The organism is Emcibacter sp. (assembly GCF_048269205.1).
Classification (GTDB): Bacteria; Pseudomonadota; Alphaproteobacteria; order Sphingomonadales; family Emcibacteraceae; genus Emcibacter.
This window is the reverse complement of record NZ_JBLXJC010000001.1, coordinates 525,224-539,747: the sequence shown is the minus strand read 5'-3', so window position 1 is coordinate 539,747 and position 14,524 is coordinate 525,224. Positions and strand designations below refer to the sequence as shown.

Here is a 14,524-nt window from a genome sequence, read left to right as displayed (position 1 = left end):
TGATATCTTTTTCTGCGTTGTGACTTCAGAGCTGGGTCAGCACATGTTCCGCGCTGGAGACCCGGAACTCGCCAGGACCCTCGATATTAAGCTCTTTCAATACACCGTCCTCAACAATCATCGCAAAACGCTTGCCTCGGGTACCCATGCCGAAACCTGTGGCATCCATTTCCAGTCCCAGCGCTTTGGTATAATCCGCGTTGCCATCGGCCAGCAGAGTTACCTTGCCGTCCGCGCCCTGGGATTTACCCCAGGCGCCCATGACAAAGGCATCATTAACGGCGAGACAGACAACTTCATCCACACCCTTGGCTTTGAGTTCATCCGCATGCTCTACAAAGCCCGGCAGATGCTTGGCTGAACAGGTGGGTGTGAAAGCCCCCGGAACAGAGAAAAGCACCACCTTGCGGCCATTAAAGAGATCTGCTGTTGACCGTGGCGCAGGACCGTCCGCGGTCATTTCAACAAGTGTGCCCTCAGGCATTTTATCGCCAGTTGAAACTGTCATGATTTTTCCTTTTCTGATTGTTTAACCCTGAATACGAGAAGAAGTATGAAAGACATAAGAAACGGCACCAGTCTTTCAAGTATATCACCAACAGAATCCGGCTGCAGGTAAAAATAGATGGTGGACAGGGTACCAAGCGCCATTGCCGGCAGGATGCTGCGCGGGTTAAGTTTCATTCCCGCCAGACGGAGCACCACAACCGGCCCGAAGGCGGCCCCCAGCGCGGTCCAGGCGAAAATCACCCGGGTGAAGATATCCGACGGCAGGTAGATCGCCACCAGCATCGACAGAACACACAGAAGAGTAATCACCAGCCGGGAGACCCAGAGATGACTTTCCCCTTCATTGGGCTCCCCCATGATGTCATGGGCGATGGCAGAGGCGCTGACCAGGAGCTGGCTGTCCGCCGTGGACAGGATGGCGCTGAGAATGGCCGCCAGCAGAACAGCGCCGAGCAGCGTGGGCAGCAAGCCGTCAGATAGAACGAAAAACAGGCTTTCCGGATCCTGCAGCGGCGTACTCACCAGTACTTTTCCACACAGTCCCAGAACCACCATATTCCCGAGCACCACAAAGAACCAGAAAATCGCATATTTTTGCGCAGTGCGGACCGATTTCGCATCTTTCAGGGACATGAATCGGGCCAGCAGGTGGGGCTGGCCGAAGGCCCCCACCCCCATGGCCATGGTGCCGATGATATACCCCACGGCCGTCAGTCCGAGATTGGGCCCGCTTAGTGACAGCTGATCCGGTGTCGAAACCGCCTGGAGGCCCTCCCAAAGCCCTGAAGGACCACCTACTTCATAGAGAGCGGTCGCCGGCAGCACAATGGCTGCAAACAGCATCAGCAGTCCCTGCAGCGTATCGGTCAGGCTGACGGCCCAGAAGCCCCCAAGCAGGGTATAGAGCAGCACGATGCCGCCACCGATAATGATGCTTGAGGAAGCCGATACATCAAAACTGCTGGCAAAGGCCTTGCCGGCGCCCATGAACTGGGTTGCCACATAAAAAATGAAACAGAAGGTCACGATGGCCGCTGCAAAATAGCGGATATTCCGGCGCGTCTTCTCTTCGCCTTCCAGCGCCAGAAAATCGGTCAGGGTGACGAGCTTCTTGTCATGAGCCGCTTTCTGTAACTTCGGCGCAACCCAGAGCCAGGATGTGCTGTGTCCGACAAGCAGGCCGAACAACATCCAGACCGTGGAAATGCCATAAGTGAAGGTGGCGGCACTCAGGCTGAGGATCGACCAGGCCGAAGCAGAGCTTGCCGCATAGCTGATGGAGGCCACCAGCGGGCCGAGGCTTCTATTACCAATAAAGAAATCCGAATTGTCGTGTGTCCGGCCCTTGGCCCAGAAACCGATCAGAATCAACACCAGCTTGTACACAACAAGCGTGACGAGAATGGTTGTTTCTCTCGACATATACTCCCCTGCCACAAAACAGTTTCAGGCGATCACTCGCCCGTCACCCCGACCTCTGCCTCAAGCGCCGGGCCGGAGACCGGCACCAGGGTCAGGGTAATTTTTCTGCCGGCCAGTGTACCGTGTTCCCGTTCCCGGGTATAGGGAATTTCAAAGATGACGTCCTGTCCCTTGCCGACGGGGACCGGAGTGGAAAAGTAAAACTCGTCCGGCCCCTCCACAAACAGATCCCGATAGGCTGGCTTGTCCTGCAGGGGACCTGCAAGACGCACCTCCAGTTTGCCTTTTCCATTATCCCGGACGTCAACGAAGCCGTTTTTCGCCTTTCGGGGTACAAGGGCACTGTATTTTTGAAGAAGCGCCGACTGGTAGGGCGTAATTTTCAGAGCCGCCGGATCCTCAATGTGAAGCCTGTATTTCGCATCAAGAGGAATACAGACATCCTTGCAGATCATGAAATCCACACGGAGCGCGATCGCCACCTCCCCGGCATCTTTTTTCAGGCGAACATCAATGGGGATGACAATCTCGTCATGGTAGATATTGGAATCATACCCGAAAAAGGTCATTCTCTCGGGCGCTGGCCATTTCACTGATATTTCACTGATTCGCCCCTTGTTGTTCCAGTTCCAGGACGGCGGCATGCCGGTTTCACCAGGGGAACGCCAGTAGGTTTTCCAGCCGTCTCTGAGCCTAATCTGCCAGCCCAGATGAACGATATTGTTCCCTGCATCATATCCGCCCACGAACAGCCGTGAGGTGGTATAGGGGCTTTTGACCCAGGCAGAAGAGGGCTCATCTGCAAAAACAGGTGAGGAAACACACAGAGCCAGTACAATAAAGCACCCGACAATTTTTATTATGGTTTTCATGATGTTTATGTAGCCTTTCCCACCCCTGTGTTAAAGTCACTTCTTCGTGAAAAATAATTCCGGTTCGGCTCTGGCCTCACCGGTCCGGCTGATGTAAAATGCGCGTAATCCAGCTTCACAACGGATCAAAGGGTTTTTGACAGTGAAAAAACAAGGCTACCTGGAAGGTCAGCTGTTACTGGCGATGCCAGGCATGACGGACCCCAGGTTCGATCACAGTGTGATCTATGTCTGTTCCCACAATGAAGAGGGAGCAATGGGTCTGATTATCAACAAGAGAACCACAAGCATCGACTTCCTCTCCCTTCTGGACCAGCTGGATATTGATGTGGATAGCGACCTCGGCGACAGTGACAACCCCGTCCTGAACCGGATCATGCTGCATGCCGGCGGCCCGGTTGAAATAGGGCGCGGCTTTATCCTGCATTCCGCCGACTATGTGCAGGATTCCACCTTGATCGTTTCCGAGACCATCGCCCTGACCGCCACCGTGGACATTCTGAGCGCCATCGCCCGGGGAGAAGGCCCCCAGGACTACATTATCGCCCTGGGCTACAGCGGCTGGGGCGCCGGACAACTGGAACAGGAAATGCAACAAAACAGCTGGCTCAACATAGAGGCTGACGAGGAGCTTGTGTTCCGGACAGACCTGGAACTCAAATGGCCGCGGGCCATGGCAAAACTGGGGGTGGACGTCTCTCTGCTTTCCATGGACAGCGGACATGCCTGATATCGACACAAGCGACGGAGGTTCGCTGGAAATAAAATATTCCAGCGGCCCGACAGCTGAAACTGTGGAACGATTTGTCAGAGAAACAGCCTCCATGACCAGTCTGGAGCAATTGAAAAAGAAGTTCGCCGAAACCCTGTTGGAATTCGACTGCCCCTGGTTTAACTGCTTCTCCATCACCAACCTCGATAAACTGCCCTCGAATGCAGTCCGTATTCTGCACTTCCCGAAACATTGGGTGGATAGATATATCACCCAGGGTTATTTCAGGATTGACCCGGTTCTGACAGAGGCCCTTAAAACACACCTGCCCCTCATCTGGGACGAGAAACTGAACCCGGCCGGATACACCCCGGATCAGATTAAGCTATTCGAGGAGGCGGCGGAGGCCGGCCTTAAACATTTTCTGACCGTGCCTGTACACAAGCCAGGCGCCCTGCCCGCCGTCATCACCATCGTCGGGGAGAAGGCATTTTCTGACCGCACACACATTCACCTGCTTCATCTGCTGGCCCTTCACCTGCATGACAGTGCGGACAGAATTATCAACACACCGAACCGTCCCCATCACCGCAAACAAATATTGACCCCCCGGGAACAGGACTGCATTACCTGGTCAGCCTATGGAAAGACAGATCATCAGATCGCCGACATCCTGTCCATCAGCCACAACACCGCCCATCGACATCTTGAAAACGCCAAGCGAAAACTGGGCGCTTTCAACCGGGCGCACGCCGTCAGTATTGCCATAAGATTAGGGGAAATTATCCTGTAATCGACTCAAGTCAAGCGATTCGCTCAACCCTCAGCACAAAGCTATGCATTTTATGCATATCTGATCTGTGGTATTAGGTGGTTCTCAATTGCCGGAAGCCTCCCTATATACCCTCACAGATGTTGTATGCGTCTAAGACTGAAATCCTCCCTTTTTATTTCAGTCGGATATAACCTCTTCTCCCCTTTGGGGTTATATCCAGTTTCATTGTCTCCTAGGCATGAAACCTCCCTATATTTTTACTATGCCGGGCTTGTCCCGGCATTTTTTTTCTTCCCTTATTCTGCCGCTGTCAGACGTAAAAAAAACAGCAAAACCGTAAGCTACCCATACAAATATTATCCCGCACCACGCCGCCCCGGCCAAATTTCCTTCGTCTTTCACGAAAAAATAATATCTAAAATTTTATCCATTAAACCTATGTTAACTACTTACACTCTAAACAGTTTTTAGGATTTTAGGGTATCCCCTGTCCACGGCGCAGGTCCGTTGAAAAACCCGGGGTATCGAAAACCTGATTTGGATTGAGTTAAATAATACTAGGGTAAAACATTATGACCAACGTAAAGACAATTTTGAAAATCGCCACACTGGTGTCCGCACTCGCACTGCCTGTTTCTTTTGCACAGACTGCAAGCGCTGGCGACATCAAGTCCTGGCAGACTTCTATTGTGAAACTGGTTGCCAAGAAGCAGGTTTATCCCCGCGCAGCCATGAATGACGAGCTGGAAGGCAAAGCCAAAGTTAAAATCAGCATTGACCGCACCGGCACCATCACCGCTCACGAACTGATCGAATCATCCGGTCATGACGTTTTCGACCAGGAAGTTGAAGCCCTGGTGTCACGCATCAACCCGCTGCCAACCCCTCCGGCCGAACTGTCAGACAATAACCTGAGTTTCGTTCTGCCCCTGACCTGGCAGATCAACTAATCTACCGCTATTTTTAAATAGCCTGTATGCGTAAAGGAGCTGCCCTGCGGGGCAGCTCCTTCGCATTTGTGGAAATAGTTCCGGACCTCAGTATCCTGCGGCCTGGCCATCCTTACGCATTTCACTGGCGCCTTTGTAAACGCCCTGTTTCCCGTCCCGCATGATCGCCTGGTAGCCGCCATACCCGCCCTTTCCGACCTCTACAGTGTGGCCCCGGGCCCTGAGCGCATCAACCACGCCGGACGTGATGCCGCTTTCCACATGCAGAACACCTCCGTCCCGCATCACATGACCTGTGGGCTGGCTTGATCCGTCATGCCGATAACGGGCGGCATCTCCGGCCTCCTGCACATTCATGCCAAAGTCGACGATATTGGTGACAATCTGGGCGTGCCCCTGGGGTTGCATACCACCTCCCATGAGGCCAAAGCTCATGAAAGGTTTACCGTCTTTCATGATGAAGGCGGGGATGATGGTATGGAACGGCCGCTTGCCCGGGGCATAGACATTGGGGTGCCCCTTTTTCAGGGTGAAGAGTTCCCCCCTGTCCTGCAGCATAAAACCAAGTCCGTCCGGCACCAGGCCGGAGCCCATGCCCCGGTAGTTGCTCTGGATCAGGGATACCATCATGCCGTTTTCATCGGCAACAGTCAGATAAATGGTGTCCCCTTCCTGCAGCACATCCGGATCCGGATAGTCCACTTCACGGAGGACCTTGTCCATACTGATCAGCTTGCGCCGTTCCGCCGCATAATCCTTGGACAGAAGTTTATCCATAGGCACCTTGTAAAAATCGGGGTCGGCATAGAAGCGGGCCCGGTCTTCAAAGGCAAGTTTTTTGGCCTCCACATGCAGATGCAGATAGTCGGCCGAATTATGCCCCAGGGACTTCAGGTCATATCCTTCGAGGATATTGAGCTGTTGCAGGGCGGCGATACCCTGCCCCTGCGGTGGCAGTTCGTAAACATCATAGCCCCGGTAATTGACGCTGGCGGGCTCTACCCAGCGGCCCCGATGAGCCGCCAGGTCTTCCTTGCGCAGATAGCCGCCGATCCGCTTCATATAACCATCAATGACCTCGGCAATTTCACCTTTGTAAAATACATCCCGGCCGCCTTCGGCGATTTTCTCGAGAGTATTGGCCAGGTCGGGATTGCGGAAAACCTGCCCTTCCCCCGGCGCTTTGCCGCCCGGAAGATAGGTTTTAACGAAATTGTCCGTTTCCTCCACACCGCTGTCCGGGGCGAGATAGCGTTTCTTCGCCACGCTCATATAATAGGCAATCAGCTGGGTAACCGGAAATCCTTCACGGGCATAGCCAACAGCCGGCGCCAGCACATCGGTCATCTTCATGCTGCCAAAGCGATCATGCATCATGAACCAGCCGTCGACGGTTCCCGGAACAGATACCGGCAGCGACCCGAAAGGCGGAATACTGTCCCGACCCCGTTTCTTCAGTTCTGCCGCCATCTGATCATAGCTCAACCCCTTCGGTGAAGCCCCGGCTGCATTGAGACCATATAGCTTTTTGGTCTTTGGATTCCAGATAATGGCAAACAGATCGCCGCCGATACCGTTACCCGTGGGCTCCATCAGGCCGATTGCCGCATTGGCGGCGATGGCCGCGTCCACCGCATTGCCGCCCTTCTTCAGCACATCAAGGGCGACCTGCGTCACCAGGGGAATGCTGGTCGCCGCCATGCCCCGTGTGGCAATGACCTGGGAACGAGTGGCGAACTGCGCCCCCACATTGCGGTCCCCCTTGTTGGTCAGAGGCCATTTTTCATCGGCCAGCGCCTGTTCTGTCTGGCCCGTCATCAGCAAAACTCCTGCTGCCATGAAGCCAGCCAGGAACTTCTTTTTAACACCTGTGCGCTCCCTGCTCATTTTGTACCGTCCAGAATAAACTGCCGCACTGTATTCGCCAGTTTTTCCAGCGACGGACGATGCACATACATCATGTGACCGGCTTCGTAATAGGTCATGGTGACCCGGGAGGTATCCATGCCGTACTGGCTGAAAGTCTGTTCCGTGGCGAAAAACGGTGTCGCCATATCATAATATCCGTTTGCCACATAGACCCTGAGGTCCTTGTTCTGGCGCATCCCCTTGGCGACGACCGGCCCCAGGGTCGGATAGCCACCGGTCCAGCCGTCACTGGTTTTCCAGTTCCAGTTGCGGCCCGGCTGGCTGCTCAGCACCTGGTAGCGGTCATCAATTTCAACCTGGAGGTCACGGGCCATATAGTCGTTTACCGCGGCCGTATAGGCGGCGCTGATGCCATAGCCCGAGGGATCGGCGGTGAAGGTTTCCCCGGCATCATCCTGCTCCTCGCCCACGTAACGGCTGTCGAGACGGCCCACCACTTTGCCTTCTTCCCTGAGCAGTTCCCGCATGAAACGGAATTCATTGACCCAGAGGCGGGTTTTTTCGAGATAGCGTTTCTTGAGACCGGTATAGAGGCTGAGCTTGTCGAGCACGGCGTCTTTCTCCGCCTCGCTCAGCCGACTGCCCTTGAAAATGGCCAGCATATAGTCATTCAAGGCAAACTGGCGGGCTTCCTCGACAAAGCCCTCAAAGGTCCGGCCGGTCTTGTCCACCTTGCCGTGGTACCAGGCCGTTGCCGCAAAGGTCGGCAGGAAGAAGATATTGGGCTCCGGATTGTCGGCACTGTGACCGTCCACGGTCTGGAAATCGAGAATGCTGGACACCAGAATGATCCCGTTCAGGGCCATGCTGTTGTAGCCCTCCTGAAGTTCCTTCACCAGAGCGGCCGTCCGGGTCGTGCCGTAGCTTTCTCCACCGACATATTTAGGGCTGTTCCAGCGCTTGTTGTCGGAAACATACTTGCGAATAAAGTCGCCCACCGACCTGGCGTCTTCATTGATGCCCCAGAAATCCTTGCCGTCTCCTTTGCCGATGGCTTTGGAATATCCCGTTCCAACCGGGTCAATAAATACAAGGTCGGTGACATCCAGCAGGCTGAGCGCATTATTCGCCACATTATAGGGCGCCGCGCCGGCATTTAAGGCATCAGACGGCACATCAATGCGTTTGGGACCAAAAACCCCCATATGCAGCCACAGGGATGCTGAACCAGGGCCGCCGTTGAAAAAGAAGGTTACGGGTCGGGCGGACGGGTCTTTCACATCATCCTTTGTATAGGCGATGGAAAAAATACTGGCTGTGGCCTCGCCCTTTTCATTCTTGAGATGAGTATCCCCCGCAATGGCGGTATATTTGATCTTTGCGCCGTTAAAGGTGCCGGAATGGGAGGTTTTGAACTGCCGGGCCTCAGGGATTTCCCCGGAGGCCTCCTTTTCAGCCGGGTTGGCGGCGGCTCCCGCACCATGAACAAAGTTCACTGGCAGACAGATCATTGCCGCCGCCAGCACTATTTTCAGAAATGCTTTCATGTTATATCCCCTTAATCTTATATATATAATTGAGCAAAGTCTGACAAAAAAAACCACTCTGTGCAACCGGAAGCGTTTTTTATCTGTAAATACTGGAAGCCCTGCCCGATATGGGATATAGAAAAATCAAAACGTGAGGATTATCATGCCGCTTAAAAAACTTATCTCGGGGCACAAGAACTTCCTGAAAGGTCGATTCCAGCAGGACAAAAAACTTTATGAAGACCTGGTGGAGAAAGGCCAGTCGCCGGAGGTCATGATCATTTCCTGTTGTGATAGCCGGGCCGATCCGGTTCTCATTACAGAGGCCGATCCGGGTTCCATCTTTTCCCTGCGCAATGTGGCCAACCTTGTCCCGCCAAGCCACCCCGACGGTACCCGGCACGGCAGCAGCGCCGCCCTTGAATTTGCTGTCCGGCACCTGAAAGTCAAGGACATCGTGGTTATGGGACATGCTCACTGCGGCGGCATAAAGGCACTCTATCACGGCGACTTTGACAATCAGGAACATGTGGATTTCATCGAACCCTGGATGAGCATCGCCAACGAGGCTCGCTATACTACCCTGAAGAAGTTTGAGGGAGAGCCGGAAGAAAAAATCCTCAAAGAACTGGAAATGGAATCCATTAGAAACAGCCTTAAAAATCTGCGCACCTTCCGCTGGATCAAGTCGGCAGAAGAAGAAGGAAAACTCGGCCTGCATGGCTGGCACTTCGATATTGAGAGCGGCAGGCTTTACGCCCTCAATGAAAAAAGCGGTGAATTCTCTCCTCTGGTCTGAACGGGTATTTTCCGGCATACTCCAGCACCAGCAATGATAGCGGAAACTAGAAGAACAGAAGATGATTTCCCTGACGCTTCCCATAATGGCTGATCCTGCGACGGTCTGGGCCTGTCTGACAGAAAATAAACATCTCACGAAATGGTGGGATGACGGGGTATCCCTTGAGCCCAGGGTGGGGGGCGCCTTTGAGGAACGCTGGTTTGACCGCAAGGGAAATGAAAAAATAACCCGCGGCACCGTCAAGGCGCTGGAGAAAGACTCAAAGCTTCACCTGACCTGGACCGATGAGGACTGGGAGGTGGATACCGAAGTGGTCGTCACCCTCACCCCTGCAGAGACCGGCACCGAACTAACCCTGTCCCATACGGGCTGGGAAGGTTTTATGGGCGATCTGATGGATACATTGCGGGAAACTCACGAGGCCGGTTGGCAAAGCCATCTTCACAACCTGAAATCCTACGCTGAACGGCTTAATGCCGGGTAAGTAGCTTTTCGATTTCCGGCTGGCCCTGGGCAAAATCCCTGGCGCGGCGGCCATCTTCGGCAACGAGCGATGAATCAGCGCCTTTTTCCAATAACAAAGTGACCAGCTTGTCATACCCCTGATGGGCTGCAGACATCAGCGCCGTATAGCCCCCGGCCTGGATTGCATTGGGATCCGCCCCGGCTTCGAGAAGAAGGCCGGCAACAGCCTCCTGTCCGGCGGCCACTGCACTGTGAAGGGGATAAAGCCGGCTGTCGTTTGGCGCCATCATATTGACGTCAGCCCCCTTGTCGATCAGCAGTTCCACCGTCTCCGCCTGCCCGAAAAATGACGCCAGATGCAGGGCGGAAAAACCGTCGCCTGCATACATGTTCACATCCACCCGCGTATCGGTGAGGATCACCGCCAGCAGATCATTCATGCCCAGCGCCGCCAGATCGAATAGATCAAGCTGCGGGTCATGGTCCAGCAGGATATCTGTCAGGTCATGTTTCTGGAGATAGAGGGTAAACAGCACCGCCGACAGACCATCCTCGCTGCGGGCAGACGCGAGGCCCGGCTCCCGCTCCAGTATTTCGGTCAGTTTGTCCGCATCAGCGATATCAATGGCCTTGAACACATCGTCTCTGGTTGCCATCTCCGTCTCCTCTACTGGTATTTCGACATGCCGCGCCGGGCCAGTTCGTCGGCCTTTTCATTCCCCGGGTGCCCGGAATGCCCCTTGACCCATTTCCAGCTGACATTGTGGCTTTCAATGGCCTTGTCCAGTTTCTGCCAGAGTTCGGCATTTTTCACCGGCTTTTTCGCCGCTGTCCGCCAGCCGTTATTTTTCCAGTTGTGAATCCATTTGGTAATGCCGTCTTTCACATAGGTGCTGTCGGTATAAATGGTCACATGACAGGAAAATTTAATGGCGTTCAGAGCCTTGATGGCGGCCATCAGCTCCATCTGGTTGTTGGTGGTTTCCCGCTTGCCGCCGCACAATTCCTTTTCATGAGTGCCCGACTGCAGCAGCACACCCCAGCCACCGGGACCCGGATTGCCTGAACAGGCGCCGTCCGTATAGGCGATGACTTCCTTCATCACATATCCAGTCCGTAAGCTGTGGCGTTCCTGACTTCCTGATGGAATCTCAGCTTGGTGAGATATTCGGTCGGGTCCTTGACCTGGACCAACGCCCCTTCCACCCGGTTAAGCCAGTCATAGAGACGGGTCAGCAGGAAGCGGAGCGCCGCCCCCCGGCATAACAGGGGAAGAGCCTGAAGCTCCTGTTGCCCAAGCGGCCTGACCTCGTTATAGCCTTTAAGCAGCTGGGTGGATTTGGTGATATTGAACGACCCGTCGGCCTCGAAACACCAGCTGTTCATACAGACCGCAATATCATAGGCAAAGAAATCATTGCAGGCGAAATAATAATCGATCAGGCCCGACAATTTGCCATCGAGAAAAAACACATTGTCCGGAAACAGGTCCGCATGAATGATCCCTTTCGGCAAATCCACAGGCCAGTTTGCCTTGAGGAAAGCAAGTTCCTCGTTAAGGACATTCCGCAGGCCCGGCGCACAACGGTCCGCCTCTGCCTCACAGTCTGCCACCAGCTTTTCCCAGCCGGAGACAGACAGGTCATTTTCCCGGCTCATATCGAAATCTGCCGCCGCCATATGCATGCGGGCCAGTTCACCGCCGAGCTGACGGCAATGTTCCGGCTTCGGCCTGTTGACCGCCATGCCGTTGAGGAAGGTAATCAGGGCCGCCGGACGGCCACAAAGGGTCTTCAGGTTGCTGCCCTCACGATCCCGTACCGGCGTGGCGCAGACGATATTCTTGTGATTGAGATGATCCATCAGCCCCATGTAGAAAGGCAGGTCATCAGGATTAACCCGGGCCTCGAACAGGGTCAGGATGAAACTGGCCTCTGTGGTTTGCAGAAAATAGTTGGAATTTTCCGATCCCTCGGCGATCCCTTTGAAAGAAACCACCTCGCCCACATCATACTGGGTGATAAACTCGTTAATTTCTTCTGCGGTTACCTGCGTATAAACAGCCATTTTTAATCCCTGAGCAGTATGGCGGGTACTTTGAACACTACATTTTCCTCGACGGTCATGACCTGGTCAAGGTTGACATCATACCTGTTCCGGAAGGCGTCGATAACTTCCTCGACCAGAACCTCGGGGGCGCTTGCCCCGGCGGATATCCCGACATTTCCGACCCCCTCCAGCCAGCTCCAGTCAATATCGGCGGCCCGCTGGATCAGCATGCTCTTGCAGCCCTGGCGACTGGCCACTTCCACAAGACGCTTGGAGTTGGAGCTGTTGGGCGCGCCGATAATCAGCACAGCATCCACTTTTTCCGACATGGCCTTGACGGCGCCCTGCCGGTTGGTGGTGGCGTAACAGATATCTTCTTTTTTCGGGTCCTGTATGGACGGAAAGCGCTCTTTCAGCGCGGCAATAATATCAGTGGTGTCATCGACAGACAGGGTGGTCTGGGTAATATAGGCCACATTGTCCGGATCATTGAGCTCAAGGGAGGCCACATCCTCCACCGTTTCCACCAGATTGATCCGGCCTGCCGGCAACTGCCCCATGGTGCCGATCACTTCCGGATGCCCGGCATGCCCGATCATAATGATGTCATGGCCGGTGCGGTCATGTCTTTCCGCTTCCCGGTGCACCTTGCTCACCAGCGGGCAGGTGGCGTCCACATAAAGCATTTTGCGTCGTTCCGCCTCGGCAGGAACCGATTTCGGCACCCCGTGGGCGGAAAAGACCACCGGCATATCGTCCGGCACCTCGTCCAGTTCATCCACAAAGATAGCGCCACGCTTTTTCAGGCCCTCGACCACATATTTATTATGCACGATTTCATGGCGCACATAGACCGGCGCGCCGAACTTTTCCAGCGCCATTTCGACGATCTGGATAGCCCGGTCCACCCCGGCGCAGAAGCCCCGCGGGTTGGCGATATAGAGATTGATAGCGGCTTTGTTCATGGCCCCGCTTATACACAAACTTCCCGGCATTGAATACCGGAAATTTACCGCGACTTTTGCTCCCCTCAGACCGACCCTGGCCTCACCGATATTTGCGGATGATTCGCCCCCGGAAAAATAGTCCAGTCAAAGCAATATGTTAATGTTGTGAACGAAACTTCTGGAAACTCACATGAATTTTTTCCGGAAATTTCACCGATTGACTTGCCCGTTTTCCCGTCTATGCTGGGGATCGCAAGTATACCCTGCGGGAGAGACCGCTAATACCGGCGCCGAAGGAGCAACCGCCCCGGAAACTCTCAGGCAAAAGGACCGCAGGGAACAGCACTCTGGAAAGCGGGATCTCCTTCGCCGGAAATCCCCACCGACGGGGTAAATCTCTCAGGTTCCATGACAGAGGGGGCACAGTTTGGCGAATTAGTCTGCTGTGAAACCCTATGTGACATAGTCACTGTCTGGAGAGATTTATGAGTGCTGATCTGAATGATCTGAAACAAACACCCCTTTTCAAGCTGCATGAAGAGCTCGGCGGCAAGATGGTGCCCTTTGCGGGCTATGCCATGCCCGTACAATATCCCATGGGCGTCATGAAGGAACATCTGCACTGCCGCGCCGAAGCGGGACTGTTCGATGTCTCCCACATGGGCCAGGTGGTGATTACCGGTGATGATGCCGACCGCTGGCTTGAAAAGCTGGTGCCCGGCAATATCGTCGATCTGAAACCGGGCCGCATGCGCTATACCCAGTTTACCAACGACGCGGGTGGCATCCTCGACGATCTGATGGTGACCAAACGGGAGAATGACCTGTTCCTGGTGGTCAATGCCGCCTGCAAGGTTCAGGACATCGCCCATCTTGAGGCTCACCTGCCGGAAGACTTTACCCTCACAGAACTCACCGACAGGGCCCTTGTGGCGCTGCAGGGACCGAAGGCTGCCGCCGTGCTGGCCCGCTTCGTTCCCGCCGTCGCGGAAATGCCCTTCATGTCCTGTCTTGAGGACGACCTGGATGGTGTTCCCTGTTTCTTCAGCCGTTGCGGCTACACCGGCGAAGACGGTTACGAGATTTCCCTTCCATCGGAAGAGGCCGATAGGCTGTGCCGCCTGCTGCTCGCCGAAGCGGAGGTGGAAGCCATCGGCCTTGGCGCCCGCGACAGCCTGCGGCTGGAAAGCGGTCTCTGCCTCTATGGTCACGACATTACCAAAAGGACCAGCCCTGTCGAGGGCAACCTTCTCTGGTCCATCGGCAAACGCCGCCGGGAACAGGGTGGATTTCCAGGTGATGTGATCATCCAGACCCAGATCGCCGATGGACCAGGCCGTCTCAGGGTTGGCATCCTGCCCAAAGGCCGCGCCCCGGCCCGGGAAGGCACCGAAATTCTGGATGCAGACGACAATGTCATCGGCACCATCACCAGTGGCGGCTTCGGCCCTACCCTCGGCGGCCCTGTCGCCATGGGCTATGTCAAAAGCAGATTTTCCAAAACCGGCACGGAAGTCTTCCTGTCGGTCCGGGGCAAGAAACTGCCGGCCCGTGTGGCCGACATGCCCTTCGTTAAGCAGCGTTATTACCGAGCATCAAAATAAAAAGTCAGAGGAAGTAAA

General features: G+C 54.8%; 15 protein-coding genes and 1 riboswitch. Of the genes, 6 read left to right on the top strand and 9 right to left on the bottom strand.

Going from position 1 to position 14,524, the window contains the following annotated elements; translation table 11 throughout:
- Positions 1-25: 25 nt before the first annotated feature.
- Genes ACN0YD_RS02540 through ACN0YD_RS02530 form a run of 3 tightly spaced genes read right to left on the bottom strand, consistent with a single transcriptional unit; the run spans position 26 to position 2,804 of the window.
- Positions 26-508: a peroxiredoxin gene (locus ACN0YD_RS02540; RefSeq protein ID WP_417317073.1), complete on the bottom strand. Its 483-nt coding sequence runs from the start codon at positions 506-508 to the stop codon at positions 26-28.
- Positions 505-1,932: a sodium/proline symporter gene (locus tag ACN0YD_RS02535; protein WP_417317072.1), complete on the bottom strand. Its 1,428-nt coding sequence runs from the start codon at positions 1,930-1,932 to the stop codon at positions 505-507. The genes ACN0YD_RS02540 and ACN0YD_RS02535 overlap by 4 nt, the downstream gene beginning before the upstream one ends.
- A 32-nt stretch (positions 1,933-1,964) precedes the next feature.
- Positions 1,965-2,804 (bottom strand): protein-disulfide reductase DsbD domain-containing protein, encoded by an 840-nt coding sequence (locus tag ACN0YD_RS02530; RefSeq protein WP_417317071.1) that lies wholly within the window; start codon positions 2,802-2,804, stop codon positions 1,965-1,967.
- Between the two features lie 142 nt (positions 2,805-2,946).
- Here ACN0YD_RS02530 and ACN0YD_RS02525 point away from each other — a divergent pair, with 142 nt between their 5' ends.
- The 3 genes from ACN0YD_RS02525 (at position 2,947) to ACN0YD_RS02515 (ending at position 5,241) form a co-directional block, all read left to right on the top strand.
- Positions 2,947-3,534, top strand: coding sequence for a YqgE/AlgH family protein (locus tag ACN0YD_RS02525; RefSeq protein ID WP_417317070.1), 588 nt, complete (start codon positions 2,947-2,949; stop codon positions 3,532-3,534).
- Positions 3,527-4,309, top strand: a complete 783-nt coding sequence (locus tag ACN0YD_RS02520; protein ID WP_417317069.1) for a helix-turn-helix transcriptional regulator — start codon at positions 3,527-3,529, stop codon at positions 4,307-4,309. The genes ACN0YD_RS02525 and ACN0YD_RS02520 overlap by 8 nt, the downstream gene beginning before the upstream one ends.
- 554 nt (positions 4,310-4,863) lie before the next feature.
- A complete protein-coding gene (locus ACN0YD_RS02515; RefSeq protein WP_417317068.1) occupies positions 4,864-5,241 on the top strand; it encodes an energy transducer TonB in 378 nt (125 codons plus the stop codon).
- An 87-nt stretch (positions 5,242-5,328) separates the two neighbouring features.
- Here ACN0YD_RS02515 and ggt read toward each other — a convergent pair whose 3' ends face one another.
- Positions 5,329-7,059 carry a gamma-glutamyltransferase gene (ggt, locus tag ACN0YD_RS02510; protein ID WP_417318833.1) on the bottom strand — a complete coding sequence of 577 codons (1,731 nt, stop codon included), beginning with the start codon at positions 7,057-7,059 and terminating at the stop codon, positions 5,329-5,331.
- 65 nt (positions 7,060-7,124) lie between these two features.
- A complete protein-coding gene (locus tag ACN0YD_RS02505) occupies positions 7,125-8,657 on the bottom strand; it encodes a S10 family peptidase (protein ID WP_417317067.1) in 1,533 nt (510 codons plus the stop codon).
- A 145-nt stretch (positions 8,658-8,802) separates the two neighbouring features.
- Between ACN0YD_RS02505 and ACN0YD_RS02500 the strand changes: the two genes are divergently transcribed.
- Both ACN0YD_RS02500 and ACN0YD_RS02495 read left to right on the top strand, forming a co-directional pair.
- Positions 8,803-9,438: a carbonic anhydrase gene (locus ACN0YD_RS02500; protein ID WP_417317066.1), complete on the top strand. Its 636-nt coding sequence runs from the start codon at positions 8,803-8,805 to the stop codon at positions 9,436-9,438.
- A 61-nt stretch (positions 9,439-9,499) separates the two neighbouring features.
- Positions 9,500-9,925 carry an SRPBCC family protein gene (locus tag ACN0YD_RS02495; RefSeq protein WP_417317065.1) on the top strand — a complete coding sequence of 142 codons (426 nt, stop codon included), beginning with the start codon at positions 9,500-9,502 and terminating at the stop codon, positions 9,923-9,925.
- Here the strand turns inward: ACN0YD_RS02495 and ACN0YD_RS02490 are convergent.
- From ACN0YD_RS02490 to ispH, 4 genes are read right to left on the bottom strand one after another with little or no spacing between them, the layout of a single operon-like run.
- A complete protein-coding gene (locus tag ACN0YD_RS02490) occupies positions 9,912-10,562 on the bottom strand; it encodes an ankyrin repeat domain-containing protein (RefSeq protein ID WP_417317064.1) in 651 nt (216 codons plus the stop codon). The two genes, ACN0YD_RS02495 and ACN0YD_RS02490, sit on opposite strands and share 14 nt — an antisense overlap.
- Positions 10,563-10,573: 11 nt before the next feature.
- Complete coding sequence (rnhA, locus tag ACN0YD_RS02485; protein ID WP_417317063.1) at positions 10,574-11,008, bottom strand: ribonuclease HI; 435 nt, start codon at positions 11,006-11,008, stop codon at positions 10,574-10,576.
- Entirely contained in the window at positions 11,008-11,973 is a 966-nt protein-coding gene (locus ACN0YD_RS02480) for a homoserine kinase (protein ID WP_417317062.1), read from the bottom strand. The genes rnhA and ACN0YD_RS02480 overlap by 1 nt, the downstream gene beginning before the upstream one ends.
- Before the next feature lie 2 nt (positions 11,974-11,975).
- Positions 11,976-12,920: a 4-hydroxy-3-methylbut-2-enyl diphosphate reductase gene (gene ispH, locus ACN0YD_RS02475; RefSeq protein ID WP_417317061.1), complete on the bottom strand. Its 945-nt coding sequence runs from the start codon at positions 12,918-12,920 to the stop codon at positions 11,976-11,978.
- A 238-nt stretch (positions 12,921-13,158) separates the two neighbouring features.
- Positions 13,159-13,245, top strand: a riboswitch (glycine riboswitch).
- 142 nt (positions 13,246-13,387) lie between these two features.
- Here ispH and gcvT point away from each other — a divergent pair.
- Complete coding sequence (gene gcvT / locus ACN0YD_RS02470) at positions 13,388-14,506, top strand: glycine cleavage system aminomethyltransferase GcvT (RefSeq protein ID WP_417317060.1); 1,119 nt, start codon at positions 13,388-13,390, stop codon at positions 14,504-14,506.
- Positions 14,507-14,524 lie beyond the last annotated feature (18 nt).

Bases quoted from the DNA above. Each gene is read 5' to 3' on its own strand.
- ispH (WP_417317061.1), bottom strand. From the start codon at position 12,920: ATGAACAAAGCCGCTATCAATCTCTATATCGCCAACCCGCGGGGCTTC.
- ACN0YD_RS02535 (WP_417317072.1), bottom strand. From the start codon at position 1,932: ATGTCGAGAGAAACAACCATTCTCGTCACGCTTGTTGTGTACAAGCTG.
- ACN0YD_RS02505 (WP_417317067.1), bottom strand. From the start codon at position 8,657: ATGAAAGCATTTCTGAAAATAGTGCTGGCGGCGGCAATGATCTGTCTG.
- ACN0YD_RS02540 (WP_417317073.1), bottom strand. From the start codon at position 508: ATGACAGTTTCAACTGGCGATAAAATGCCTGAGGGCACACTTGTTGAA.
- rnhA (WP_417317063.1), bottom strand. From the start codon at position 11,008: ATGAAGGAAGTCATCGCCTATACGGACGGCGCCTGTTCAGGCAATCCG.
- ggt (WP_417318833.1), bottom strand. From the start codon at position 7,059: ATGACGGGCCAGACAGAACAGGCGCTGGCCGATGAAAAATGGCCTCTG.
- ACN0YD_RS02520 (WP_417317069.1), top strand. From the start codon at position 3,527: ATGCCTGATATCGACACAAGCGACGGAGGTTCGCTGGAAATAAAATAT.
- ACN0YD_RS02530 (WP_417317071.1), bottom strand. From the start codon at position 2,804: ATGAAAACCATAATAAAAATTGTCGGGTGCTTTATTGTACTGGCTCTG.
- ACN0YD_RS02515 (WP_417317068.1), top strand. From the start codon at position 4,864: ATGACCAACGTAAAGACAATTTTGAAAATCGCCACACTGGTGTCCGCA.
- ACN0YD_RS02500 (WP_417317066.1), top strand. From the start codon at position 8,803: ATGCCGCTTAAAAAACTTATCTCGGGGCACAAGAACTTCCTGAAAGGT.
- ACN0YD_RS02495 (WP_417317065.1), top strand. From the start codon at position 9,500: ATGATTTCCCTGACGCTTCCCATAATGGCTGATCCTGCGACGGTCTGG.
- ACN0YD_RS02480 (WP_417317062.1), bottom strand. From the start codon at position 11,973: ATGGCTGTTTATACGCAGGTAACCGCAGAAGAAATTAACGAGTTTATC.
- gcvT (WP_417317060.1), top strand. From the start codon at position 13,388: ATGAGTGCTGATCTGAATGATCTGAAACAAACACCCCTTTTCAAGCTG.
- ACN0YD_RS02490 (WP_417317064.1), bottom strand. From the start codon at position 10,562: ATGGCAACCAGAGACGATGTGTTCAAGGCCATTGATATCGCTGATGCG.